The sequence below is a fragment of the Winogradskyella forsetii genome (assembly GCF_013394595.1).
In the GTDB taxonomy this organism is placed as follows: Bacteria; Bacteroidota; Bacteroidia; order Flavobacteriales; family Flavobacteriaceae; genus Winogradskyella; species Winogradskyella forsetii.
Window position 1 is genome coordinate 3444970 of sequence record NZ_CP053348.1, and the last position, 25154, is coordinate 3470123.

A 25154-nucleotide genomic window follows, 5' to 3' on the forward strand; every position below is an offset into this window, starting at 1 on the left:
TTAATACAAATAGTATAAGCTATCAGTTATTGAGAAACCTCATTATTACTTTTTGAGGTGTAATAAGGTACAACATTAAACACATTTGATTCAGAAGATTTAAAATAGGTACTATTTCGCAGCTGCTTGCGCATAAACTTTGAGGTGTTATAGACTTCATAAACCAGCAATGTATTATTCTTTGCAATTTCTGTACTTAGTTCCAATTTATTCAAGGAAATCATTCGAGAGACTTCTTCCTCATTTTCCATACTCATAGATTTATAGGTGCCAGAAGTTGTGTTTTTTTCATATACCACCCAATACAATGACCGAACCGTGTCTCTTTTTTTTGTTAATTTTTTGGTTCCTAATATTGAAATATGATCCGAATGTTCTACTTCACTTGTTGTAGTGACAATTTTAGGTTCCTCAACCTTTGGCTCTATAGGTTCATTATTCACGAGATACATGATAATCCGTTTTCTCCCCAGTCTCGCTTGTACAATAAATTCTCCTATTGGTAAATTGCCAACGTCAATTTTAGATTCATTACCGTTGACCATAACGGTTTGCATATAGTCATCATTAAAAATATCGACTTGTCGGATTATTTTTTCACTCTTTAAAATTAAACTATCTGCATTTTTATTGAGACTATGCTCCAATTCACGAGCGTCACTATTTTCATTTTTTTGAAATACTACTACCTGTCCAAAACTAAAGCTGGAAAATAGAATAAATAGTAGTAAGCAAAAATTTTTAATCATGGTGCATTAGAATACATTGAGTATAATATAAAATAGTTTAAACGTTTTGATTTTGTGCGAAAATCCAATTTTTTCACCCTGTTATAGCCTATTTTTTTTTAGAACCATATACTCAGCCATGGAACGAAAATAAACCAAAACCAGAATGAAACAATAAAAATTTTCAGCTATAAGAAAACGCTTAAACTACCTGAATACAAAGATATTAAGAATTAGTGTTATCGCATATCTTTATTTGTGCATGTCATAGTTTATTTGCGTATTTTGACGAAATTAACAGTAATAATGTTCTACTGATACTATATAAATTTACAAATCAAGTGGTTTAAACGTTTCGTTTTGAAGTGAAAATTTGAAATTTTTTTGAACAATTTAAGTCAATTTTGAGCGCGTAGACCGAGCAGATTTAAGTATAAAACCTTTGATTCAATAGAGCCATTCCTATTATAAATCAGAAAATTTAAAAGTATGATCTAATGGGTTCCTACATTTAAATTTTCTGATTTATAATAGGGATTAACATTAAAAAATCTTGATTTAGATGATTTAAAGTATGTTGGTTTTCTAAGTTGTTTACGCATAAACCTTTTAGTATTATAAACTTCGTAAACAACCAATGTATTGTCCTTTGCAATCTCTGTACTCAATTCCAATTTGTTCTTAGAAATCATTTTAGCTACCTCCTGCTTGGTTTTAAAACTCATTGTTTTAAACGATCCCGATCCCATATTTTTCTCATAAACAACCCAATAGCTAATACTTAGTTCTTTTAATTTTTCTCTAGGTTCTATACTCTGGTTCTCAAAATTAATATCAGGATTTTCATTACTGCGTACTTTAACATCTGCAGTTTCGAGGTTTTTGACCAAAGATGTCTTTTTTTCCAAATACATAACAATCCGTTTTCGGTCTACCCTAGCTTGCACAACATACCTACCAGCAGGTAAATTAGCAACCTCAATCTTAGATTCATTGCCATTAACTTCTACGCTACTCATATAGTACTTGTTAAAAATATCGACTTGGCTGATTACTTTTTCACTTTTAAAGATTAAACTATCCCTACTTTTATTTAGGCTATGGTCTAGAACTCGAGCTGCTCTATTGTCATTTTTTTCAAAACTTATGTCTTGTCCATAACTATATACAGCTAATAGTGTAAATACAAAAAAGCAAAGATTTCTAATCATGATGTTGTCGGGGAATATGATATAATTATGCTTACAAAGATAATCGGAATTATGTCTACACCATAACTCAATTAGCACAAGTCTTAATTCATTTAGGTGCTTAGATGGCGTTAATATTCATAAATAGTACAGTGACCAAAAATTAATAAGTCTTCAGCTTATCCTAGTTTATTTCAACTTAAAATAATTAAATTAGCCTATGCGAAAAATATTGTTTGGTGTTATAATTACCTTAGTAGTTTTATTCACTTTCAAATACTGCGAAGACAAAAAAGAAGATAAAATAATTATTGAAGCACACAGTGCTTTAATCCAAGAACAAATAAAAAACGTTGGTAAATTAGTCGTTACCGAAGGGCATTTTTCTGAAGTATTTAGCTATAAGAACTCTAAAGCCATTTTCGGAGACCTAATTTCTGCCGAAAAAAAAGCTCTAGTTGTTGTGAATGCAGATGTTACTGTAGCCTACGATTTAAGTAAAATTGAATACAATATTGACGAAGCCACAAAGACACTTCAAATTAATAGTATTCCAAAAGAGGAAATAAAAATAAATCCGGATTTTGAATATTATGACGTACAAGCCGATTTCCTAAATCAGTTTGACGCCAAAGATTATAATAATATTAAGGATACCGTAAAAAAATCGCTGATGAAAAAAATTGAAGCCTCCGATTTAAAATCCAACGCACAAAACCGACTGATTAGCGAGTTGTCTAAGTTCCTGATTTTAACCAATTCCTTGGGTTGGACACTGCAGTACAAGGAAATCTCAATTAATTCTACCGAAGAACTAGACGGTTTAAAGCTATAACCGCTTTTTTAAATTCACCCAACCACCACCATTGGTGGCTGCTATATTATTTAGATTCAAAAACTTTGCAGCCTTTGCTGAACGCACACCACTTGCACAACAAGCGATAATTGGTTTGTCAAGCTGTTTCACTTCATCAACTCTATTTTTTAATTCGTCAAGAGGTATGTGAATGGCATTTTCAATATGTCCAGTATCCCACTCACGTTGGGTTCTTACATCTAAAATTATGGCGCCTTTTTTCAAATACGCTTCAACTTGCTGTTTTTTTGCACCTAAAATAAAATCAAAAAATCCCATAGTTTGTTTTTGTTTAAATTTACAAATTATCGAGCCCAATCAAAAATTTTAACTTAACAGTTCCCTTTCCTTGCTTAAGCTGAGCGCAGTCGAAGTAGGAAAGGATTAGCATGAGGAAATGAAAGGAATTACACGTAAAGAAGAAATAACAATTACAGCGGCTAAACTCTTTAAAGAAAAAGGCTACAGCGCAGTAACTATGAGAGATTTGGCAACGGCAATGGGAATAAAAGCAGCTAGTCTTTATAACCATATCAATTCTAAGGAAGCTATTTTAAATACTATCATAATTTCCTTAGCTGAAGCGTTTACAAATGGTATGAAGCAAATAACTGCTTCAAATGATTCTTGCCTAGACAAACTTAAAAAAATCATTGAATTACACGTTCATATTTCGAGCAAAAACAGTAACGGCATGGCAGCTTTAAATAATGACTGGATGCACCTTGAAACACAACTCATCTATTACCAAAATCTTAGAAGCGATTACGAAAACGATTTTAAAATCATCCTAGAAAAAGGCATAAAAGCAGGTGAAATCATAAATGTAAAACCAGACGTTATGATGTTTTCAATTTTAACCACCTTGCGTTCACTTTATATCTGGATTCCTAAAAAGGAAGATATAAACCTTCAAGAACTAACGGATAACTTAAGTAATATACTTATCAATGGCATTGCCAATAAATCATGAATTCACATTCGATTTGTTGCCAATTAACACATTAACAAAATCTTTAGAATTTATTTTATAACTTTGTAAAACAAACTAACAAGTGTTAGTTATATGTTCCTGCAAGGTTTCGCTTTGGTGGCTGAGCATAGTCGAAGTCAAAACTTGGTGGGTATAATTAAAAGTCGAACTTGGTGTTAAAACACATCCGAGTACAATTTAAATAGATACCACGCTCAAAGCGTGGCACAAGATGGCAGAATTTCATAAATTAAAAGTTGCGGACATATATAAGGAAACTGAAGATACTTCGGTGATCACTTTCAAGGTACCTTCAGAATTACAGAACGAATTCAAATTCCGTCAAGGCCAACATTTAACGCTAAAAGCAGATATTAATGGCGAAGATGTGCGACGCTCCTACTCGTTATGCTCAAGCCCAAATGAAAATGAGTGGAAGGTAGCTGTAAAATTAATTCCTGACGGAAAATTTTCAAGCTATGTCAACAACGAGCTCAAAACCAACGACCATATTGAAGCGATGTCGCCAAGCGGAACCTTCGGTGTAGAGGTCAACGCAAAAAAAGCCAAGAATTATTTATTTTTTGCGGCTGGAAGTGGCATTACACCTGTCCTATCCATGGTAAAAGCACATTTACAAGGTGAACCAAATTCAACTTGCAAACTATTTTACGTCAATAAAACCGCAAAATCCATTATCTTTAAAGAAGAATTGGAACAACTGCGGAACACCTATTTTGGAAGATTGGAAATCTATTATTTCCTAACCAAGGAACGACGGGATATAGAATTGTTTAACGGACGTTTCGATGATGACAAGATGAAAGTTCTTACAAAAACCTTCATCGATATTCCAGACACCAGCGAAGTATTTCTCTGTGGTCCAGAAAAAATGATCAACTATGTCAGCTCCTATTTAATAGAAGCAGGCTTACCAAAAGAATTAGTGCATTTTGAGCTGTTCGTAAAAGGCCTTTCAGATGAAGATATCAAGCGAGCAGAACGACTGGCACAACAAAATGTAGAAGGCACAAAAATAACAATCGTAGATGGCGGAAAAGAATTTTCCTTCACTATGACCAAAGAATACGACAACATTCTAGATGCAGCCTTGGGCGCTGGAGCCGATTTGCCATTTGCCTGCAAAGGAGGCGTTTGCAGCACCTGTAAATGCGAAGTAAAAGAAGGTGCTGTAGAGATGAAAATCAACTATGCATTAGACGAAAAAGAAGTGTCGCAAAATTTAGTGTTAAGCTGTCAATCTGTACCAACATCAGACAAAGTCGTGGTCGATTTTGATGTGTGAGCCAAAAGCGAGCATTCCCATGAAAATGGGAATCTCATTAAATTATCCTGCAAGGTTTCATGCTGGATGAGCGTAGTCGAAGTCAAAACCTTGTAGATATATAAGTTTATTTGAAATACTAATTTGGGCGTTACTCTACTTCGCTAAAGAGCTTCGTAGAGTCGGGCTTTCCGCTATATCTTTTTTGATAAAAAAAGGATGCCGCTACAATCCCTAACGCACTTGTCTGCCAACAATAGGCAATATCAGAAACCTTTAATTATTTGCCAAGGTTTAAAAAGAAGTTCAACAAGCTGAAGGCTAAAAGCCAACAGCTAAAAGCTTAGAAAAAAAATGAGTGAAGAACAAATAAAAAATTTAGAGGCTGAGCGCAGTCGAAGTCTAGAAGAACAATTCGAGGCACGTATCGCAAGAGACGAAAAAATCGAACCGAAAGATTGGATGCCAGAAAAATATCGTAAGACACATATTCGTCAAATGTCGCAACATGCACATTCCGAAATTGTAGGTATGCTTCCAGAAGGCAATTGGATAACGCGCGCACCTTCATTACGACGAAAAGTAGCGTTATTGGCAAAAGTGCAAGATGAAGCTGGTCACGGTTTATATTTATATTCAGCAACCGAAACTTTAGGTATTTCGCGCGATGAAATGTACGAGCAACTGCATACAGGAAAAGCAAAATATTCGTCCATTTTCAACTACCCAACCATTACATGGGCAGATATGGGAGCTATTGGATGGTTAGTAGATGGCGCAGCAATTATAAATCAAGTACCATTGTGCAATACGTCTTATGGACCATATGCTAGAGCTATGATTCGAGTATGTAAGGAAGAAAGTTTCCATCAACGTCAAGGTTATGAAATTATGATAAAACTGGCTAACGGAACACCAGAACAAAAGGAAATGGCACAAGATGCCCTAAATAGATGGTGGTGGCCAAGTCTTATGATGTTAGGGCCTACAGATGCCGAATCTATTCACACCGAACAATCCATGAAATGGAAATTAAAACGAAAGTCCAATGACGATTTACGTCAACAATTTATAGACCAAACCGTTCCCCAAGCCGATTTAATAGGACTCACAATTCCAGACCCAGATTTAAAATGGAATGAGGAACGCGGCAGTTACGATTTCGGGGAAATTGATTGGGATGAGTTTTGGCAAGTGGTAAAAGGTCATGGCCCAATGAACAAAGAACGCATGAAAGCAAGAGTTGGTGCATGGGAAGAAGGCGAATGGGTTAGAGATGCCGCAATGGCATATGCAGAAAAGAACCAAGAAAGAATAGAAAAACAAGCAATTTAACTTTCATCGTCTGTTCGAGTAAAATTGCTTTTTCTGCAATTTTGTATCGAGAACAAGATGAAACAAAACATATACTATGTCGGACAAAAAAAACTGGCCACTTTGGGAAATCTTCGTAAGAAGTAAAAACGGATTAGAACATAGACATTGTGGAAGCCTGCATGCTACAGATGCTGAAATGGCTTTAGAAAACGCAAGAGATGTCTACACGAGACGAAACGAAGGCGTGAGCATTTGGGTTGTAGAATCCAAAAACATAACGGCCTCAAATCCAGAACACAATGGCGAAATGTTTGAGCCAGCTCAAGATAAAGTCTACCGTCACCCAACCTTCTACGATTTACCAGACGACGTAAAGCACATGTGACAAACCTTTGGTTTGTTATCCTGAACTAGTTTCAGGATCTCATTAATTTAATCTCAATGTCATTCAGAGCGAAGCGGAGAATCTCATAACTAAGAATTAGAAATGAAAAACAAAACCTTATACAACTACATTCTAGGAATTGCCGACAACAGCCTCATTCTAGGCCAACGCATGGGAGAACTATGCGGTCATGGTCCAACGCTAGAAACAGACATTGCCTGCACCAATATTTCATTGGATTTATTCGGTCAAGTTCGAAGTTATTTTCAATATGCAGCAAAAATTGCTGGAGATGGAAGGACTGAAGACGATATTGCCATGCTGCGAAAGGAGCGTGAATACGTTAATGTCTTATTAGTAGAACAACCTAATACCAATTTCGCTTACACCATGGCACGTCAGTTTTTGTTCGATGTTTATCATTTAGCATTTCTCTCAGAATTAGAAAAGAGTAAAGACTTAACACTTTCGGCCATAGCTAAAAAATGTATAAAAGAAGTCCGTTATCACGAGCGATTTTCATCAGATTGGATCAAACGTTTAGGCGATGGCACAGCGAAAAGTAAAGCTAATATGCAAGAAGCTATAAACGACTTATGGACTTACACAGATGAATTGTTTCATCAAACAGAAGCGGATAAGGAAATGGTTTCAGAAGGTATAGGCGTAGATGTAACCAAATTAAAAGACGATTATTACAAGAATGTCAATGAAATCCTAGAACAGGCAACTTTAGAAATTCCAGAATCGAAATATTTCCAAAAAGGAGGCAAAAAAGGGATTCACACAGAATATTTCGGTTATTTATTAACCGAATTACAATATATGCAACGTACGTATCCTAATATGGAATGGTAGAAGAATGATGAATTTTGAACACCGAATTACGTAGTTTACAGTAATCAATACTTCAGAATTCTGGATTCAGTCTTCGATATTTATTATGACAACAACAGAACAAAATATAGATAAAATTTTAATTCCCATATTGGAGGAGGTTTCAGACCCTGAAATCCCAGTACTATCTATCATGGATATGGGAGTGGTTCGTTCCGCTATTATTGTTGATGGTATGGTGAAAGTAGAAATCACACCAACCTACAGTGGCTGTCCGGCAATGGACGTCATTGGTGATGATATTAAAAAAGCATTGAAAGAAGCAGGATATAAATCGGAAATAGACTTAATTCTGCATCCAGCATGGACAACCGATTGGATTACACCAAGAGGGCGACAAGCATTAGAAGATTATGGCATAGCTGCACCATTGGATGCAGTATCAGATAAAGCTGTATTATTGAATGGAAAGCGCATCGTAAAATGTCCTCAGTGTGGCTCAAAAAACACACGATTAGTAAGTCAATTTGGTTCCACAGCTTGCAAAGCACAATTTCAGTGTGACGATTGCCAGGAGCCATTTGATTATTTTAAATGTTTGAAATAGAGTTACGTCTGTTCGAGTGAAATTGCTTTTTTGCAATTTTATATCGAGAACCTTAAAATTAGTGTTTTGTCATTTCGTACTTGATGCGGAATAAACAATAAAAAAAATTATGAGCAAGAGCATACAACTAAAAATAGAAAACCAAATAGCAACCATAACGCTAAACCGACCAGAAGTCTTTAATAGTTTCAATCGCGAAATGGCCTTGCGTTTACAAAGCATTTTAGATGATTGCGAAAACAACGCTGATGTAAGAGCCATTGTTTTAACCGGAAATGGCAAAGCGTTTTGCGCTGGTCAAGATTTAAAAGAAGTGACTGATCCTGATTTAAATCCAGGTTTCAAAAAAATATTGGAAGAACACTACAACCCCATTGTTACAAGAATTCGAAACATCAAAAAACCAATTATTGGTGCCATCAATGGTGTTGCTGCAGGAGCTGGTGCAAATATTGCTTTGGCTTGCGACGTCGTTGTAGCTCATGAAAAAGTGAGTTTCATTCAGGCCTTTAGTTTAATTGGCTTAATTCCCGATAGCGCAGGCACCTATTTTCTACCGCGATTAATAGGCTTTCAAAAAGCACAAGCATTAGCCATGTTAGGCGATAAAATTTCGGCAGGTGAGGCAGAAAAAATGGGCATGATCTATAAAATGATTCCACTAGAAAATTTTGATGAAGAAGTCGATAATCTAGCTTTAAAATTAGCCAAAATGCCAACCAAAGCATTAGGAATGATTAAGGAATTGTTCAACAAATCCATGACCAATGATTTAGAATCCCAACTTGCCTTAGAATCCAAATTACAAATTGAAGCCGCACAAAGCGAAGACTATAAAGAAGGCGTTGCTGCATTCATAGAAAAGCGTAAACCCAATTTTAAAGGAAGTTAAAATTATCTCGTTAAAACTATAAATTTGAATCGTAGCATTTGTCCTTTTGAGCGGACAATGATTCCAAACTAGACCATTGTAAACTGACTAAACAAACTCTCATACAAACCCACAACAGAATAAAACCCTTTATTCACAAAACACCTGTGTTAACTTCTCAATTATTAAACAAAGAAGCAGGATGCCATGTATTTTTCAAATGTGAGAACTTTCAAAAAATGGGTGCCTTTAAAATGCGAGGCGCCACAAGCGCCATTCTTTCACTTTCGGAAGAAGAAAAACGAAAAGGCGTCGTTACGCATTCCTCAGGAAATTTTGCCCAAGCCGTTGCTCTTGCTGCTCAAAATCTTGGAACAAAGGCATATATTGTTATGCCTAAAAACGCGCCTCAAGTTAAAAAAAATGCCGTCAAAAATTATGGTGGCGAAATCATTGAATGCGAATCGACCCTAAAAGCAAGGGAAGAAACAGCAAACCGTATAAAAGCAGAAAAAGGCGCATCGTTTTTACATCCTTCCAATCAAGATGAAGTGATTTATGGAAACAGCACAGCAACCATTGAATTTTTAGAAGAACATGAAGATTTAGATGTCATCTTAACACCTGTTGGAGGTGGTGGATTAATCGCAGGCACAGCATTAGCCGCACGTCATTTTTCAAAAAACTGCAAAGTCATTGGAGCTGAACCCATGCAAGCAGATGATGCGTATCGTTCTTTAATTTCTGGTCAAATAGAAACCAATGAAACTACCGATACCATTGCAGATGGCTTGCGAACAAATTTAGGAAATCGTAACTTTCCAATTATCAAAACACATGTCGAAAAGATCATCCGTGTAGAAGAAGATGAAATTATTAAGGCGATGCAATTAATTTGGGAACGCATGAAGATTATTGTAGAACCTTCAGCGGCTGTTCCTTTTGCAGCCGTATTAAAGCATAAAGTAGAATTTAAAACTAAAAACGTGGGCATTATTTTGTCTGGCGGAAATGTAGATGTAACAAACCTTCCTTTTGGATGAATTGTTTTTCATGCAAGGCCTCTGAAACCTTGTAGGTATTTAATGTCAAGTTTAACTAAAAGTTTCTTCCATTAGGGAAGACGAAAGATATAAATGAAAATAAAAGTAGGAATAATAGGCTCTGGAACTATGGGAAGCGGCATAGCACAAGTGGCTGCCACTTCAGGTCGTAAAGTAAAATTATACGATACAAATCAGGACGCATTAGATAAAGCAAAAGCGTCATTAGAAAAGATATTGAATCGTTTAATCGAAAAGGAACGTATTGATAGTTCTGAAAAAAACAGAATCCAGTCCAACATCTCTTATGTTAATAATTTAAAGGACTTATCAGATTCAAATTTAACCATTGAAGCCATTATAGAAAATTTGGACATCAAGAAAAAAGTCTTTTCAGAACTGGAGGGCTATGTTTCAGAGGATTGTATCATTGCCTCGAACACTTCAAGTTTATCAATCGCTTCAATTGCGGCATCATTAAAAAAACCCGAACGTTGTATTGGAATTCACTTTTTCAACCCAGCACCTTTAATGAAACTGGTTGAGGTTATTCCAGCCATTCAAACCTCAAATGAAGTACTGGATAAATCTGTCGAAATTATTAAAGACTGGAAAAAAACGGTGGCAATAGCCAAAGACACACCAGGGTTTATTGTCAACAGAGTGGCCAGACCATTTTACGGAGAAGCTTTAAGGATTTATGAAGAAGGCATGGCCGACTTTGCAACAATTGATTCAGCAATGAAAGACATAGGTGGTTTCAGAATGGGACCATTCGAGCTTATGGATTTTATAGGAAACGATATCAATTACACCGTAACCGAAACTGTTTTCACTGCCTTTTATTTCGATCCAAGATATAAACCAGCATTCACGCAAAAACGTTTTGCTGAAGCTGGCTATTTAGGCAGAAAATCTGGAAAAGGTTATTATGATTATGATAAAAATGGAAAGATAGTACCACGGCATCCTAAACTTATTTCAGAAACGCAAAAGAGTAAGATTGGACAACAAATTTTCAACCGTATTTTAGTAATGCTAATTAATGAAGCCGCAGACGCCTTATTTTTTAACATTGCATCAGCAGAAGACATAGACAACGCCATGACGAAAGGCGTCAATTATCCAAAAGGCTTATTAGCTTGGGCAGACGAAATGGGAATCGATTGGTGTGTTTCAAAAATGGATGAATTGTATAACGAGTATCATGAAGATAGATACCGTTGTAGTCCACTTTTACGTAAAATGAACAGAGAAGTTAAAACATTTTTTAACTAGTTTGTCATTCAGAGCGAAGCGAAGAATCTCATACTGAGATTGCATCGTCCTTCGTCCCTTTCTGCAAACGAGACAGGCTCGCAATGACAAAACTGAAGAATATGAAAGGAGAAAAAATTCCACATAAAATGCTGTCCCAAGACGCCTACAGCACTTGGCTAGGCATAGAAATTCTAGAATGTGAAATTGGCAGATGCAAAGTAGCAATGACCATAAGAGGCGACATGCTCAACAGCATGAACAAAGCCCATGGAGGCATTAGCTACGCATTAGCAGATACCGCCTTCGGGTTCGCCGCAAACACCCATGGAAAATACGCAGTTTCAATTGAAACAAGTATCAACCATATTGAAGCATTGGAAGAAGGCGATTACTTAACAGCTGAATCCGTTATTGAAAACGTAAAGAACAAACTAGGTTTCAATATTATTGAAGTTAAACGTGGCGAAGAATTAGTAGCTTTGTTTAAAGGAGTCGTATATCGAACTCAAAAACAATGGGAAGATAACTAACAAAATAAAACTTATAAATTATGAAATGGCAAGGTAGAAGAAAAAGCGGCAATCTAGAAGACCGAAGAGGCATGGGCACCAAAGGTAAACTAGCAGCAGGTGGTGGCGTCATCGCTGTGGTAGTTATACTTTTACAATTGTTTGGCGGAGAAACCGGACAGCAATTAGCACCAATCATTGAACAAGTTGGTGGTAGCCAAACCACACAACAAGTACAGCAACGTGAACTAACCGAACAAGAAGTTGTGATGGGTAATTTTATGGCAACCGTTTTGGCAGATACCGAAGATGTATGGAATCGCCTATTTAGGGAAAATAATCTCGGAGATTATAAAGAACCTAAGATGGTTTTATTTACTGATGCAGTAAGGACAGCCTGCGGAAACGCTAGTTCGGCTTCAGGTCCTTTTTATTGCCCTGGTGACCAAAAAGTATATATGGACCTTGTGTTTTTCGACGAATTAAAAACACGCTTCGGAGCCAAAGGTGGCGATTTCGCCATAGCCTACGTAACAGCCCACGAAGTAGGACATCATATCCAGACCATTTTAGGAACATCGAGCAAAGTAAGACAATTACAATCACAAAGCAACCAAACCCAAGCCAATAAATTATCTGTGGCACAGGAGTTACAAGCGGATTTTTATGCAGGTGTCTGGGCACATCACAACAGACAATATTTGCAAGCTGGAGATATCGAAGAAGCCATGAGTGCCGCAAACGCTGTTGGAGATGATGCCATTCAACGACGCACCAGAGGGAGCGTAAATTCAGATAGTTTTACCCACGGTACATCAGAACAACGAATGGAGTGGTTTATGAAAGGTTATAACACAGGCAATATGAGTAATGGCGATACATTTTCGGCAATCCTCAATTAATAAAGGTACAAACACAAAATAATTCAGCTTGGAATCGTAAATCGTAAATCAAAAATCGTAAATTTTTTTAATGGAATCATACATCATAGACGGCATAAGAACACCAATAGGAAATTACAAAGGCACACTATCTGCAGTTAGAACAGACGACTTGGGTGCATTAGTAATAGAAGAAATCGTAAAAAGAAATCCAAACATCCCAAAAGACGCTTATGATGATGTCATTATGGGTTGCGCCAACCAAGCTGGCGAAGACAATCGTAATGTGGCACGAATGGCCTCTCTTTTAGCAGGATTACCATTTACAGTTCCGGGAGAAACCGTCAACCGATTATGTAGTTCTGGATTGTCAGCAATCATTCACGCCAATAGAGCTATAAAATCAGGAGATGGTCACCTTTTTATTTCTGGAGGCGTAGAAAACATGACACGTGGCCCATACGTTATCGCAAAACCTTCTACAGGATTTGGAGGCGATTCAAAAATGTACGATTCCACTTTCGGATGGCGTTTCATAAATCCAAAAATGGAAAAGCTCTACGGAACCGATGGTATGGGAAACACTGCTGAAAACCTAGTAGAAAAATACAACATCTCAAGAGGAGATCAAGATAAGTTTGCTCATTGGAGCCAGATGAAAGCTACCAAGGCACAAGAAAACGGTCGTTTAGCAAAAGAAATCGTAACTGTAGAAATTCCGCAGAGAAAAAAAGACCCAATCCAATTTTCAAAAGATGAATTTGTAAAACCAACAACATCTCTTGAAATTTTAGGCAAATTACGTCCAGCATTCAAAAAAGAAGGCGGAAGCGTCACAGCTGGTAATTCCTCAGGACTAAACGATGGCGCAGCTGCAACGATAATCGCATCAGAAGAGGCCCTGAAACAATACAATCTAAAACCATTAGCACGAATTGTAAGTTCCGCAGTGGTAGGCGTAGAACCGAGAATTATGGGTATTGGTCCTGTAGAAGCCTCAAATAAAGCCTTGGCAAAAGCAGGTTTAACTATGGACGATATGGATGTCATTGAGCTTAACGAGGCTTTCGCTGCACAGGCTTTGGCATGCACGCGAGCTTGGGGAATTGCTGATGACGACCCAAGAATTAACCCAAATGGTGGCTCAATCGCGATCGGTCATCCACTTGGTGTTACAGGAACTAGAATTGCCTATTCTGCTGCTTTGGAGTTAAAGGAACAAAACAAGCGCTATGCATTGGTCACTATGTGTATCGGTGTTGGTCAGGGTTATGCAGCAATTATAGAAAATGTGAATTTATAACGATTTGTCATTCCGCACTTGATGCGGAATCCACTATATATTTCTAAATATGAACAAGATTCAACACTACGTCCAAGGAAACTGGACCACAGGAAAAGAAGAAGGCACACCAATCCACGACGCCATAACAGGCGAAGCCTTTACAAGCGTCGCTATAGAAGGCTTGGATATTCCCGAAATTCTAAACTACGGAAGAACCAAAGGAGGCGAAAAACTTCGCAAAATGACGTTTCAGGAAAGGGGAAACATGCTCAAAAAATTGGCATTCTACCTTACTAAAAGAAAAGAAGCTTTTTATGAGTTAAGTTACAGAACTGGAGCCACACGAGTGGATAGCTGGATAGACATCGAAGGTGGTTTTGGAAACTTATTTGCCAATGCATCTTTAAGGAAGTTATTCCCAAACCAACCCTATCACGTTGAAGGTGAGGCTATCGATTTATCTCGTGGTGGCCGCTTTATGGCACATCATATAATGGTGCCAAAAAAAGGCGTTGCTGTTCATATCAATGCTTTTAATTTTCCGGTTTGGGGCATGTTAGAAAAATGTGCGGTTAATTGGATGGCAGGCGTTCCTGCTGTGGTGTTACCCGCACCTTCTTCATCTTATTTAGCGGAAGCCGTAGCTCGGGAAATTATTGCTTCAGGTATTTTACCCGAAGGCGCATTACAAATCATCAACGGCACGGTTAAAACCATTTTAGACACCGTAGAATCGCAAGATGTCGTCACATTTACAGGTTCCGCACAAACAGGACGTTTGCTCAAATCACATCCGAGATTAATTCAAGAATCCGTTCCTTTTACTATGGAAGCTGATTCGCTTAATGCATCCATTTTAGGAGAAGATGCTGTTCCCGGAACACCAGAATTTGATTTGTTCATCAAAGAAGTTAGGAAAGAAATGACCGTAAAATGTGGCCAAAAATGTACGGCAATTAGACGAATCATTGTTCCAGAAAATTTGGTTGAAGATGTTCAAATTCAATTAGGAAAAGCATTGGATAAAGTAACCATTGGAGACCCAAGATTAAAAGAAGTCAGAATGGGCTCTTTAGTAAGTCAGCAACAAGTGCAGGCGGTCAGAGATTCGGTAAATGATTTAGCCAAAGAAGCACAAATTGTTTATGGCAGTTTAGATAAAATTGAAACCATTGGTGCAGATGCTAAAAAAGGTGCTTTCATAAGTCCGATTTTACTAAGATCAGACCATCCATTTCAAAATACAATCATTCATGAACGTGAAGCATTTGGTCCCGTCAGTACCATAATGCCTTATATAAATTTGGATGAAGCAATAACTTTAGCACAAATGGGTAAAGGCTCGTTAGTATCCTCAATTGCAACTTACGATGATAAAATCGCTAAAGACTATGTTATAAATGCCGCATCACATCACGGACGCATCTTGGTAATTAACCGCGAAATGTCCAAAGAAAGTACAGGTCATGGTTCGCCTCTACCCTATTTGGTTCATGGTGGTCCTGGTCGTGCTGGTGGTGGAGAAGAAATGGGAGGCATGCGTGGCATTAAACATTATTTGCAACGCACGGCCATTCAAGGTTCGCCAACAACACTTACAGAAATTACTGGTATTTACCAACAAAACGCATCATACAAAGAAGCAGAACAACATCCATTTAAGTACCATTGGGAAGACATTCAACCAGGCATGTCTATGAAAACCCATAAGCGCACCTTAACGGATACCGACATTATCAATTTTTCCAATCTGACTTGGGACCATTTTTATGCACATACAGATATTACCTCATTAGATGGCAGTATTTTCGAAAAAAGAACGGCCCATGGTTATTTCATAATTTCGGCTGCAGCCGGATTGTTTGTCTATCCGAATAATGGACCTGTTTCTGCAAATTATGGACTGGAAGAATGTAGATTCTTGCGTCCTTTGTATCACAATGACACTATTTACGTACGTTTAACGTGTAAACAGAAAGTAGATAGAGATGTTGCTTCGGCTGAACATCCAAGTGGAATCGTAAAATGGTATGCCGAAATTTTTGATGCTAACACTGATGAGAAAGTAGCATTCGCAACGGTACTTACAATGGTTCAGAAAAAACAAGAGTCTTTTGTTGAAATGACTGAAGAAAAAATAGAAGAATTACTTTCAAAACTCAAAGAAGACACCAAACCAAAATGGGGTATCATGACACCACAACACATGATTGAACATTTAGAATACACCTATAAAATTACATCGGGAGACATTCAGGATTTTGAAATCGCTACACCAGAAAAGATTTTAGAGAAAGTACATGCTAGTTTATACAACTATGATAAATTTCCAAAAAACTCTCAGTTTCCGCAGTTGGAAAAAGATAAATTAGATAATTTAAAGCATCCAGATTTAGCAACAGCCATTGAAAAATTTAAAGCACAAAGAGAAAAATATTTAGAGTATTTTAAAGAACATCCAGATGCTAAATTGAAGAATTTGGTGTTTGGAGAATTGAATCGATATGAATCGTATTTGTTGGAGCGCAAGCACCTGAATCATCATTTTGAACAGTTTGATTTAATATAATCGAGATTCCAGACCTTTCAGGTTTTTAAAACCTGAAAGGTCTTTAACGTAAAAAAAATTAAGTTAAATACCAACCTGCAAGGTTTCTGAAACCTTGAGGTTTCAATAAAAAACGAAATAATATGAGTAATCCTTACGTAAAATTAAATATTGAAAACAATGTAGGCTACATAGAATTCTTCCATCCTGCACACAATTCCCTTCCAGGAGATGTTTTAGCTAAACTGGCCAAAACCATAACCGAAGCAGGAGAAAACGACGACATCAAAGTCATCGTACTAAAAAGTGGAGGCGACAGAACATTCTGCGCAGGCGCCAGTTTTAACGAACTCATAAATATCAACGATGCAGCTACAGGGAAAGTTTTCTTTTCAGGTTTTACCAATGTGATTAACGCCATGCGCAAATGTCCAAAATTCATCATTGGTCGCATCCAAGGAAAAACCGTTGGTGGAGGTGTTGGATTGGCCGCTTCAACCGATTATTGTATGGCCACAAAATTTGCATCCATCAAACTAAGCGAATTAAATATTGGTATTGGCCCTTTTGTTGTAGGACCAGCCATAGAACGCAAAATGGGATTAAGTGCCATGTCGCAAATCGCCATTGATGCCAATACATTTTACCCACCAGAATTCGCAAAACAAAAAGGCTTGTATACGCATGTTTTCGATACAACGGAAGCCTTAGACGATGCCGTAAAGACAACAGCGGAACACTTATGCACTTACAATACAGAAGCTATGCTTGAAATGAAAAAAGTATTCTGGAAAGGCACAGATGATTGGGATGAGTTATTAGCGGAGCGTGCCGAAACCAGCGGAAGATTGGTCTTGTCTGAGTTTACAAAGGAAAAATTGAAAGCGTTTAAGTGATTTACGAATCACGATTTTAGATTACCGATTACACGAGAGTGAGTAGTCGTAAATCGTAATTCAAAAAAATCGTCAATTGATATGATATACAGTTTCAAAAATTACACACCAGTTGTTCACGAATCAAGTTTCGTGCATCCATTAGCTGCAGTGACAGGCAACGTCATCATCGGCAAAAATTGTTACATTGGACCAGGCGCAGCCATTCGTGGAGATTGGGGACAAATTATTTTGGAAGATGGTGTGAATGTTCAGGAAAATTGTACAATTCACATGTTTCCTGGAAAATCCATCACACTAAAAGAAAGTGCACATGTTGGTCATGGCGCCATTATTCATGGTGCAAATTTGGGTAAAAATTGTCTTATTGGAATGAATACCGTAATCATGGATGATGCCGAAATTGGCGATGAATGCATCATAGGAGCCATGTCTTTTGTAAAAGCCGAAACTAAAATTCCATATAGAAGTTTAGTAGTTGGCAATCCAGCAAAAGTGATACGAGGAATTACTGATGAAATGATTGCATGGAAAACCAAGGGCACAAAACTGTATCAACAATTACCAGCAGAATGTCATGAAACTTTAAAAGAAGTTGAACCACTTCGAGAGGTTCCAGAACACATGAAAGTTCAAGAGGCTACTTATCAAACACTTCGGGAGACATTTAAAACGTAAGTAACGTTATGATGAGTGATTCTTATATTCATCGTTATTTATCTAGAGGTCATATTTTCTAGCCTGAAAGTTAGAGACCTGTCAGGTTTTAAAAACCTTACAGGATTACAAAACCCGACTCAAATCAATCGCATTAGTTTCTTTACTTGTGGATAAAGCAATCAAACTCTGCACATTTCCCAAGTATGGAAGCAACGTTAATTTGGAAATGATAAAGGTTTCGTAAGCTTCAATATCTTCCACCACCAACTTCAGTAAATAATCAAAATTTCCACTTACTCTGTGACATTCTATGACTTCGGGAAAATTATTTATTTCCTTGACAAATTTTTCTAAATAACTGCGTGTGTGACCTTGCAAGGTAATCCCAATAAAAACGGTCAGTTTCAGACCTATTTTTTTAGTGTTTAAAACAGCAACATATTTTTCTATATAACCTTCTTTTTCAAGTTTTTTAATCCGTTCAAAAATTGGAGAGGTGGTCATTCCAAGTTCTGCAGCAATACTTTTTGTCGTACGATTACTGTTTTCCTGAAGGATTTCCAGGATTCTGGCGTCGATTTTATCAAGTTGGACCATGAGAAAAAATTATTTTATACCGACTCAAAATTAAACATTAAAAGTATATAAAACTTAAATAAACGACTATTATAGAATAAATTTCTTTTTTAGGCTAAATTAAAAGATTTTAACATACCTAAAATCTAATATGCATTATCTTTAATTCTTGAAATTAAAATGATTGACGATTGAAAAATTTCGAATTAAAAATGCCCAAAATGGGCGAAAGTATTACCGAGGGAACCATTATCAATTGGTTGATTGCTGAAGGAGATCCATTTGATGAAGGCGATATTATCCTAGAAGTTGCAACTGACAAAGTCGATAATGAAGTACCTGCACCTGCATCAGGAACTTTAGTAAAAACGTTGTTTAAAGCAAAAGATGTGGTTCCTGTTGGAGAAGTTATGGCAATTCTTGAAATTTCAGAAGAAACAAAATCTTCAAAAAATCAAAATGTCATTCAGAGCGATAACAAAGAATCAATTCAAAAAAAGGAAATTCAAAAACCGAAATCAAGGACATACGTCTCTCAAGAAAAAGAAGTCAAGAGTGTTTCTTCCCCTTTAGAGAAATCAGATGGGGCTTCATTCTTTTCCCCGTTAATCATTTCAATCGCCAAAGAACAACATATCAGTTTTGAAGAATTAGCTAGAATACCGGCAACAGGACACGAAGGCAGATTACGCAAAAGCGACCTATTTCAATATATCGAAGAAGGACGACCTTATAAATTTGCACAACCAACTGCCGAAAAAGACCCGACAGCATTCAGAATTCCGCAATTATCATTTGATAAAGGCAAAGGCAAAGTCATTGAAATGGACCGCATGCGCCAGATGATTGCAGACCACATGGTGTATTCAAAACACACCTCGCCTCATGTAACAGCTTATGTGGAAGCCGATTTAACAAACATGGTCAATTGGCGAAATGCCAACAAACAAGCCTTTCAAGAAAAGTATGGTGAACGATTAACTTTTACACCCTTATTCGTAGAGGCCGTTGCAAAAGCAATCAAGGATTTCCCAAATATCAACGCTTCCGTAGATGGCAACAACATCATCGTAAAAGAAGCTATTAATATTGGCATGGCCACCGCTTTACCCAGTGGTAACTTAATCGTTCCTGTCGTAAAAAATGCAGATACAAAAGATTTAAATCAATTAGCAACAAACGTTAACGAACTCGCAAATAAAGCAAGAGAAAACAAATTAGCAGGCGACGATATTAAAGGCAGCACCTTCACAATATCTAACGTTGGTACCTTTGGAAGTGTCATGGGAACTCCAATTATTAATCAGCCAGAAGTTGCCATTTTAGCTTTAGGAATTATCAAAAAAAGACCAGAAGTCATCACAACCGAAAAAGGCGACGAAATCGCGATTAGGAGTATGATGTATTTATCCTTGTCTTTTGATCACAGAGTTGTCGATGGCTTTTTAGGTGGAAGCTTCGTACGACGCGTAGCTGATTATTTTGAACAATTTGACATCAATCGAAAAATATAAAGATTATCGTCCCTTCGAGTGATTTCGATTTTTTTATCGGAATTGTATCTAGAAGCCTTAAAAAGTACTTGATAAAAAATTTCAAATAAGCAATTTCACTCGAACTGACGGAAATAATAAAACTATGAAACCTAACATTTCAATTCAAAAAGTAGAACATTCGAAAGTTGAAAACATCGATTTCAACAATATTCCATTAGGCACCACATTTACAGACCACATGTTTATTTGTGATTACGATAAAGGCGAATGGCTTAACCCAAGAATTGTCCCAATGGGATTAATCCCAACGCATCCAGCAGCCATGGCTTTGCATTATGGACAAGCTATTTTCGAAGGTATGAAAGCCACTGTAGATTCAGAAGGCAACCCAATGTTATTTCGGGCCGATAAAAACGCAGCACGCTTAAATAAAAGTGCAGACCGAATGGGTATGCCACATTTCCCTGAACAACTTTTTGTGGAAGGCCTAAAACAATTGGTAGATTTAGAACGCAATTGGATTCCGCCTAAAGATGGAAGCGCACTCTATCTAAGACCATTTATGTACGCCGACGAACCGTTTATTGGTATGCGTGCGGCCACACATTTCAAGTTCATCATTATGGCTTCACCAGCTGGACCGTTTTTTAGTAAGCGCATTAAACTTTGGGCAGAAAAACAATATATAAGGGCTGCCAATGGTGGCACAGGCGAAGCTAAAGCCGCAGGAAATTATGCAGCAGCCATTCGACCAACGGAATTGGCGAAAGCAAAGGGTTATGACCAAGTTTTATGGTTAGATGCCGTTGAGCATAAATACATTCAGGAAGTTGGCACCATGAATATTTTCTTTAAAATCGATGGAAAATTTATCACGCCAAAACGCGATGGTTCTATATTAGACGGCATCACACGCATGAGTGTTATTGATATTTTAAGGGATAAAGGTTATGAGGTTATTGAACGTGCAATTCCGATTGATGACATTATTGAGGCTTCAAAAAACGGCACTTTAGAAGAAGCATTCGGAACAGGAACAGCCGTCGGAATCGCCTATATACAAGAGATTGGTATTGAAGATGACACCATCCTTGTTTCTGACGAAAGTCCTGTTGGGTTAGAAGTGAATAAAACCCTCAATGCCATCAAAACAGGAAAAATTGAAGATAAATTTGGTTGGATGGTTAAGGTAGAAAAATAATTTGCATAGTATGAGTTTGTTAAAGTGGACGTTACTTTTTGCTCATACCTGCCAGGTTTTAGAAACCTTGCAGGATCGCAAAAAGTCGCGCTTTCACTACTCGCTCTCTGCGAGGAGCTCAAACAGACCGTTCAATCGCTAACACGGAAGCAACCGTTCAACAAACGATATTGTCACTTCGAGTGATTCGACGGAGGAGAATTGTATCGAGAAGCTGTTAAAAAAGAGTTCTCAATACAACATTGCAAAGAAGCAATTTCACTCGAACTGACAAAACAATTTCAATCAGATTATTCCAATTAATTTTGGGAATTAAAATCTCAGAGTATCTCTGTGAAACCTCAGTGAAACTCTGTATAAAAATTAAAGTCTAATTAAAGAGATTCCCACTTTTGTGGGAAATGAATATGAAAAACGACATACTAAAAAAAGGATTTTCAAAACTCTGTACAGCAAAAGCAATGGCAGAACTTTACGAGGCAAATTTCAAACAAGTTTCAAAATACGTCCATGCCACCTCTCGCGGACATGAAGCGATTCAAATTGCTTTGGGATTACAATTATTACCTCAAGATTATGCCTTTCCGTATTATAGAGATGATGCCATGTTGTTAGCCTTCGGTTTAGAGCCTTATGATTTAATGCTGCAATTATTGGCTAAAAAAGAGGATCCATTTTCTGGTGGAAGAACCTACTATTCGCATCCAAGTTTAAAGGACGATGATAAACCAAAAATTCCACATCAATCCTCTGCGACTGGTATGCAAGCCATTCCTGCAACTGGAGTTGCTATGGGACTTCAATATTTAGAAAAACAAGGTTTAAAAAATTCAGTTACGAGTAATCACGTATCGGCTTCCTTCCCTTCGGGAAGGACTGAGGATGGGCTTGTAGTGTGTTCTCTAGGCGATGCCTCAGTAACCGAAGGCGAAATAGCCGAAGCCTTCCAAATGGCCGCCTTAAAACAAATGCCAATTTTGTATTTAGTACAAGATAACGGTTGGGATATTTCGGCAAACGAGGCAGAAACAAGAGCGCAAAATGCGTTTGAATATGCCCAAGGATTTCATGGATTGGAAGCTATTTCCATTGATGGTGCTAATTTCACCGAGAGTTACGACGCTTTAGAAAAAGTCATAAAAACAATACGAGAAGAACGACGACCGTTTTTAGTGCACGCTAAAGTGCCTTTGCTAAATCATCACACTTCTGGCGTACGCATGGAGTGGTATCGCGATGATTTAGATGACGCACGTTCTCGCGATCCCTATCCCGTTTTAAGACAACAACTATTGGATGCTGGTTTTTCAGAAAAGGAAGTTGAGTCCATAGAAGATTCCGCAAAATCAAAAGTACAATCCGATTTTGAAAAAGCATTAAAAGCAGAAGACCCAAAACCAGAAGATTTATTCACTAACGATTTCGCACCAACACCGATTACGGAAGAAAAAGGAACACGAGCACCAGAAGGGGCAGAAAAAGTGGTGATGGTAGATTGCGCTTTATTCGCAGTCGAAGAACTCATGAAAAAACATAAAGAATGTCTGCTCTACGGACAGGATGTCGGCGGACGATTAGGCGGCGTTTTTAGGGAAGCGGCAACTTTAGCCCAAAAATTTGGAGACGATCGAGTTTTTAATACACCAATTCAAGAAGCTTTTATTGTTGGTTCAACGGTTGGCATGTCTGCAGTTGGGCTAAAGCCCATTGTTGAAGTTCAGTTTGCTGATTATATTTGGCCTGGACTGAATCAACTGTTCACAGAAGTGAGTCGCAGTTGTTATCTATCGAATGGAAAATGGCCAGTAAGTATGATCCTGAGAGTTCCAATTGGTGCTTATGGAAGTGGCGGCCCTTATCATTCCTCTTCTGTGGAAAGTATAGTCACAAATATAAGAGGAATAAAGATTGCCTATCCAAGTAATGGAGCGGATTTAAAAGGCTTGATGAAAGCAGCTTATTATGATCCAAACCCAGTAGTTATTTTAGAGCATAAAGGTTTGTATTGGTCTAAGGTGCCAGGTACTAAAGGAGCAACTTCTATTGAGCCCGCTGAAGATTACATCTTACCTTTTGGAAAGGCTTGGGTACTACAAGAAATTTGGAAACAAGATAATGTAGAAACCCTAACCATTGTCACCTACGGAATGGGAGTTCATTGGGCATATAATGCTTCGGGCGAATTGAATATGAGAGATCAAATTGAAATCATTGATTTGCGCACCTTATTTCCATTAGACGAAGACACAATCATGAAATCAGTTAAAAAAACCGGTAAATGTTTAGTGGTTACCGAAGAACCTTCGAATAATAGTTTTGCAAGGGCTTTGGCAGGGAAAATTCAAGAGGAATGTTTCAAATATTTAGATGCACCAGTAATGACCATTGGAAGTGAGAATATGCCAGCCATTCCGTTGAACTCTACCTTAGAAGAGACTATGATTCCTTCCACAGAAAAAGTAAAAGCTAAGATTGAAAGGTTATTGAATTATTAGATTATGATGTGTTAAAAGGTTCGATATTTTTAGAATCTTCTAAATTCCGATAAAACATAAAAAAGCCTTAATCCATAAACAGATTAAGGCTTTTAACACTCAAAAATTGATTGATTTAGTCCATATCAAAACGCAATCCGACTGATATATTATTTTGGTCAACAACTTGATTTTTAAACAAAGGATTGAGATCATATTTTACATATAAGGCTACATCTCCTAAAGCCACATAACCGCTTAGTCCATAAACAAATTCACTAACTTCAAATTGATCGCGTTGTTTGTCCTTTTCGCGCTCTCCATCGTCCTTGTATTTTATTTTTTGCATGTTACCTAGATTCAATCCTGCATATCCGCCTAAACCTACTTTTAATTGCTTAACCGTTGAATACCTAAAGTAATCTTCTTTTTCGATTTTTTTGGAAGGCCCGAATTCTAAGTGCATTGGAATGACAAGGTTTGTCGTTCTAAACTTTACCTTATCTGCATCTATTGGGTATTCCTGTAAAGATATATCGCCATTTGTATTGACTAAATAGTTGTTATCCTTAATCTTTAATTTATTCCATTGAAAAGAGAAACCGTATTTTAATCTCCAAAAGTTGGTGTTTTCAAAAATTCTTGTTTTCCAAGCGTAACCAAGTTCCAGAAATCCTGAGCCTCCCAATTTGTATGGCGAATCTTCTAAATCTTGTCCCTCAATAAGCGCATTGTTAAGTCCGAAAGCAAAAACAATATCAGTAGTGGTACGTCGGTCGTATTTTCTAGGTTTATCTTTTGATTTTTTACCCAAATAGATGAGGCTCTCATTTTTCTCATCGTCACCACCTCCTATTCTGAAAATAAAAAGATCATCTTCTGAATCATAGTCTCCATATGGATAATCGCCATAACCATTGCGTTGCAATAAAGCTATTTTCTTATCTATGATTTCTGTTCGATTTTGAATATTAAGAACTGCGGTTTGTGCTTCTTCCTTTTTTAAATTTTCAGCTTCCTCAGCTGTAATTTCCTTAGCGTCTAAACGCTCATTGATTTTTTCAATTTTAAGTTTTAAGAGCGCTTTTTCATTGTCTTCAATTTTAGCTCTTTCTTTTTCCAAAAGACTGATTTTAGAATTTACTTTTTCTTTTTGAAGAGAATCTTGTGCTTTAGTTTGCGCTTGAAGATTAGAAAATGTTATGCTTATTATTAAGCATGCTAATAGTTTTGTAATTGTGTTCATGACTGTTCGTTTTTTGATTAATGATGATTT

The 25154-nt window shown here is 37.2% G+C and carries 24 protein-coding genes; 19 read left to right on the forward strand and 5 right to left on the reverse strand.

Annotated elements, in window-relative coordinates:
• Positions 1–26 precede the first annotated feature (26 nt).
• Together HM987_RS14905 and HM987_RS14910 are read right to left on the reverse strand one after the other, a co-directional pair.
• Positions 27–749 carry a hypothetical protein gene (locus HM987_RS14905; RefSeq protein ID WP_179008835.1) on the reverse strand — a complete coding sequence of 241 codons (723 nt, stop codon included), beginning with the start codon at positions 747–749 and terminating at the stop codon, positions 27–29.
• Positions 750–1222: 473 nt separating this feature from the next.
• Complete coding sequence (locus tag HM987_RS14910; protein WP_178990002.1) at positions 1223–1939, reverse strand: hypothetical protein; 717 nt, start codon at positions 1937–1939, stop codon at positions 1223–1225.
• A gap of 199 nt (positions 1940–2138) precedes the next feature.
• Here HM987_RS14910 and HM987_RS14915 point away from each other — a divergent pair, with 199 nt between their 5' ends.
• Positions 2139–2753: a DUF4230 domain-containing protein gene (locus HM987_RS14915; protein WP_179008836.1), complete on the forward strand. Its 615-nt coding sequence runs from the start codon at positions 2139–2141 to the stop codon at positions 2751–2753.
• On the opposite strand, the gene HM987_RS14920 is transcribed toward HM987_RS14915, so the two are convergent.
• Complete coding sequence (locus HM987_RS14920) at positions 2748–3053, reverse strand: rhodanese-like domain-containing protein (protein WP_179008837.1); 306 nt, start codon at positions 3051–3053, stop codon at positions 2748–2750. The genes HM987_RS14915 and HM987_RS14920 overlap by 6 nt on opposite strands.
• Positions 3054–3171: 118 nt before the next feature.
• On the opposite strand from HM987_RS14920, the gene HM987_RS14925 reads away from it, so the two are divergent.
• The 15 genes from HM987_RS14925 (at position 3172) to HM987_RS14995 (ending at position 18149) form a co-directional block, all read left to right on the forward strand.
• On the forward strand, positions 3172–3747 hold the full coding sequence (locus HM987_RS14925; protein WP_179008838.1) for a TetR/AcrR family transcriptional regulator: 576 nt from the start codon (positions 3172–3174) through the stop codon (positions 3745–3747).
• Positions 3748–3979: 232 nt separating this feature from the next.
• Positions 3980–5053, forward strand: a complete 1074-nt coding sequence (locus tag HM987_RS14930) for an FAD-binding oxidoreductase (RefSeq protein ID WP_179008839.1) — start codon at positions 3980–3982, stop codon at positions 5051–5053.
• A 333-nt stretch (positions 5054–5386) separates the two neighbouring features.
• Positions 5387–6367, forward strand: a complete 981-nt coding sequence (paaA, locus tag HM987_RS14935; RefSeq protein ID WP_179008840.1) for a 1,2-phenylacetyl-CoA epoxidase subunit PaaA — start codon at positions 5387–5389, stop codon at positions 6365–6367.
• A gap of 76 nt (positions 6368–6443) precedes the next feature.
• The gene (gene paaB / locus HM987_RS14940; protein ID WP_178990014.1) at positions 6444–6734 is read left to right on the forward strand and encodes a 1,2-phenylacetyl-CoA epoxidase subunit PaaB; all 291 of its coding nucleotides are present in this window, start codon (positions 6444–6446) and stop codon (positions 6732–6734) included.
• A 102-nt stretch (positions 6735–6836) separates the two neighbouring features.
• Complete coding sequence (gene paaC / locus HM987_RS14945; protein WP_179008841.1) at positions 6837–7592, forward strand: 1,2-phenylacetyl-CoA epoxidase subunit PaaC; 756 nt, start codon at positions 6837–6839, stop codon at positions 7590–7592.
• An 85-nt stretch (positions 7593–7677) separates the two neighbouring features.
• Positions 7678–8178, forward strand: coding sequence for a 1,2-phenylacetyl-CoA epoxidase subunit PaaD (paaD, locus tag HM987_RS14950; protein WP_179008842.1), 501 nt, complete (start codon positions 7678–7680; stop codon positions 8176–8178).
• Between the two features lie 109 nt (positions 8179–8287).
• Positions 8288–9070: an enoyl-CoA hydratase-related protein gene (locus tag HM987_RS14955; RefSeq protein WP_179008843.1), complete on the forward strand. Its 783-nt coding sequence runs from the start codon at positions 8288–8290 to the stop codon at positions 9068–9070.
• An 83-nt stretch (positions 9071–9153) separates the two neighbouring features.
• The gene (locus HM987_RS14960; RefSeq protein ID WP_179010078.1) at positions 9154–10092 is read left to right on the forward strand and encodes a pyridoxal-phosphate dependent enzyme; all 939 of its coding nucleotides are present in this window, start codon (positions 9154–9156) and stop codon (positions 10090–10092) included.
• A gap of 99 nt (positions 10093–10191) precedes the next feature.
• Positions 10192–11370, forward strand: coding sequence for a 3-hydroxyacyl-CoA dehydrogenase NAD-binding domain-containing protein (locus HM987_RS14965; RefSeq protein ID WP_370622879.1), 1179 nt, complete (start codon positions 10192–10194; stop codon positions 11368–11370).
• A gap of 101 nt (positions 11371–11471) precedes the next feature.
• Positions 11472–11882, forward strand: a complete 411-nt coding sequence (locus tag HM987_RS14970) for a hotdog fold thioesterase (protein WP_179008845.1) — start codon at positions 11472–11474, stop codon at positions 11880–11882.
• A 20-nt stretch (positions 11883–11902) separates the two neighbouring features.
• A complete protein-coding gene (gene ypfJ, locus HM987_RS14975) occupies positions 11903–12763 on the forward strand; it encodes a KPN_02809 family neutral zinc metallopeptidase (protein ID WP_179008846.1) in 861 nt (286 codons plus the stop codon).
• 70 nt (positions 12764–12833) lie between these two features.
• Positions 12834–14045 carry an acetyl-CoA C-acyltransferase gene (locus tag HM987_RS14980; protein WP_179008847.1) on the forward strand — a complete coding sequence of 404 codons (1212 nt, stop codon included), beginning with the start codon at positions 12834–12836 and terminating at the stop codon, positions 14043–14045.
• A gap of 49 nt (positions 14046–14094) precedes the next feature.
• The gene (gene paaZ / locus HM987_RS14985) at positions 14095–16596 is read left to right on the forward strand and encodes a phenylacetic acid degradation bifunctional protein PaaZ (RefSeq protein ID WP_179008848.1); all 2502 of its coding nucleotides are present in this window, start codon (positions 14095–14097) and stop codon (positions 16594–16596) included.
• A 122-nt stretch (positions 16597–16718) separates the two neighbouring features.
• On the forward strand, positions 16719–17471 hold the full coding sequence (locus HM987_RS14990) for an enoyl-CoA hydratase/isomerase family protein (protein ID WP_179008849.1): 753 nt from the start codon (positions 16719–16721) through the stop codon (positions 17469–17471).
• Between the two features lie 81 nt (positions 17472–17552).
• A complete protein-coding gene (locus HM987_RS14995) occupies positions 17553–18149 on the forward strand; it encodes an acyltransferase (RefSeq protein ID WP_179008850.1) in 597 nt (198 codons plus the stop codon).
• A gap of 105 nt (positions 18150–18254) precedes the next feature.
• Here HM987_RS14995 and HM987_RS15000 read toward each other — a convergent pair whose 3' ends face one another.
• Positions 18255–18728 (reverse strand): Lrp/AsnC family transcriptional regulator, encoded by a 474-nt coding sequence (locus tag HM987_RS15000; protein ID WP_179008851.1) that lies wholly within the window; start codon positions 18726–18728, stop codon positions 18255–18257.
• A 191-nt stretch (positions 18729–18919) separates the two neighbouring features.
• Here HM987_RS15000 and HM987_RS15005 point away from each other — a divergent pair, with 191 nt between their 5' ends.
• From HM987_RS15005 to HM987_RS15015, 3 genes are all read left to right on the forward strand, one after another.
• Positions 18920–20221: a dihydrolipoamide acetyltransferase family protein gene (locus HM987_RS15005; RefSeq protein ID WP_179010080.1), complete on the forward strand. Its 1302-nt coding sequence runs from the start codon at positions 18920–18922 to the stop codon at positions 20219–20221.
• Positions 20222–20345: 124 nt separating this feature from the next.
• Positions 20346–21404 carry a branched-chain amino acid aminotransferase gene (locus HM987_RS15010; protein ID WP_179008852.1) on the forward strand — a complete coding sequence of 353 codons (1059 nt, stop codon included), beginning with the start codon at positions 20346–20348 and terminating at the stop codon, positions 21402–21404.
• 401 nt (positions 21405–21805) lie between these two features.
• A complete protein-coding gene (locus HM987_RS15015; protein WP_179008853.1) occupies positions 21806–23899 on the forward strand; it encodes an alpha-ketoacid dehydrogenase subunit alpha/beta in 2094 nt (697 codons plus the stop codon).
• A gap of 115 nt (positions 23900–24014) precedes the next feature.
• On the opposite strand, the gene HM987_RS15020 is transcribed toward HM987_RS15015, so the two are convergent.
• Positions 24015–25124, reverse strand: a complete 1110-nt coding sequence (locus HM987_RS15020; protein WP_179008854.1) for a hypothetical protein — start codon at positions 25122–25124, stop codon at positions 24015–24017.
• Positions 25125–25154 lie beyond the last annotated feature (30 nt).

Excerpts from the sequence above, each read along its gene's own strand:
- ypfJ (WP_179008846.1), top strand. The coding sequence starts at position 11,903 with ATGAAATGGCAAGGTAGAAGAAAAAGCGGCAATCTAGAAGACCGAAGA.
- paaD (WP_179008842.1), top strand. The coding sequence starts at position 7,678 with ATGACAACAACAGAACAAAATATAGATAAAATTTTAATTCCCATATTG.
- HM987_RS14990 (WP_179008849.1), top strand. The coding sequence starts at position 16,719 with ATGAGTAATCCTTACGTAAAATTAAATATTGAAAACAATGTAGGCTAC.
- HM987_RS14980 (WP_179008847.1), top strand. The coding sequence starts at position 12,834 with ATGGAATCATACATCATAGACGGCATAAGAACACCAATAGGAAATTAC.
- paaC (WP_179008841.1), top strand. The coding sequence starts at position 6,837 with ATGAAAAACAAAACCTTATACAACTACATTCTAGGAATTGCCGACAAC.
- paaZ (WP_179008848.1), top strand. The coding sequence starts at position 14,095 with ATGAACAAGATTCAACACTACGTCCAAGGAAACTGGACCACAGGAAAA.
- HM987_RS14915 (WP_179008836.1), top strand. The coding sequence starts at position 2,139 with ATGCGAAAAATATTGTTTGGTGTTATAATTACCTTAGTAGTTTTATTC.
- HM987_RS14970 (WP_179008845.1), top strand. The coding sequence starts at position 11,472 with ATGAAAGGAGAAAAAATTCCACATAAAATGCTGTCCCAAGACGCCTAC.
- HM987_RS14955 (WP_179008843.1), top strand. The coding sequence starts at position 8,288 with ATGAGCAAGAGCATACAACTAAAAATAGAAAACCAAATAGCAACCATA.
- HM987_RS15000 (WP_179008851.1), bottom strand. The coding sequence starts at position 18,728 with ATGGTCCAACTTGATAAAATCGACGCCAGAATCCTGGAAATCCTTCAG.
- HM987_RS14995 (WP_179008850.1), top strand. The coding sequence starts at position 17,553 with ATGATATACAGTTTCAAAAATTACACACCAGTTGTTCACGAATCAAGT.
- HM987_RS14930 (WP_179008839.1), top strand. The coding sequence starts at position 3,980 with ATGGCAGAATTTCATAAATTAAAAGTTGCGGACATATATAAGGAAACT.
- HM987_RS14905 (WP_179008835.1), bottom strand. The coding sequence starts at position 749 with ATGATTAAAAATTTTTGCTTACTACTATTTATTCTATTTTCCAGCTTT.
- HM987_RS15015 (WP_179008853.1), top strand. The coding sequence starts at position 21,806 with ATGAATATGAAAAACGACATACTAAAAAAAGGATTTTCAAAACTCTGT.
- HM987_RS14910 (WP_178990002.1), bottom strand. The coding sequence starts at position 1,939 with ATGATTAGAAATCTTTGCTTTTTTGTATTTACACTATTAGCTGTATAT.
- HM987_RS15010 (WP_179008852.1), top strand. The coding sequence starts at position 20,346 with ATGAAACCTAACATTTCAATTCAAAAAGTAGAACATTCGAAAGTTGAA.
- HM987_RS14920 (WP_179008837.1), bottom strand. The coding sequence starts at position 3,053 with ATGGGATTTTTTGATTTTATTTTAGGTGCAAAAAAACAGCAAGTTGAA.
- HM987_RS15005 (WP_179010080.1), top strand. The coding sequence starts at position 18,920 with ATGCCCAAAATGGGCGAAAGTATTACCGAGGGAACCATTATCAATTGG.
- HM987_RS14925 (WP_179008838.1), top strand. The coding sequence starts at position 3,172 with ATGAAAGGAATTACACGTAAAGAAGAAATAACAATTACAGCGGCTAAA.
- paaA (WP_179008840.1), top strand. The coding sequence starts at position 5,387 with ATGAGTGAAGAACAAATAAAAAATTTAGAGGCTGAGCGCAGTCGAAGT.
- HM987_RS15020 (WP_179008854.1), bottom strand. The coding sequence starts at position 25,124 with ATGAACACAATTACAAAACTATTAGCATGCTTAATAATAAGCATAACA.
- paaB (WP_178990014.1), top strand. The coding sequence starts at position 6,444 with ATGTCGGACAAAAAAAACTGGCCACTTTGGGAAATCTTCGTAAGAAGT.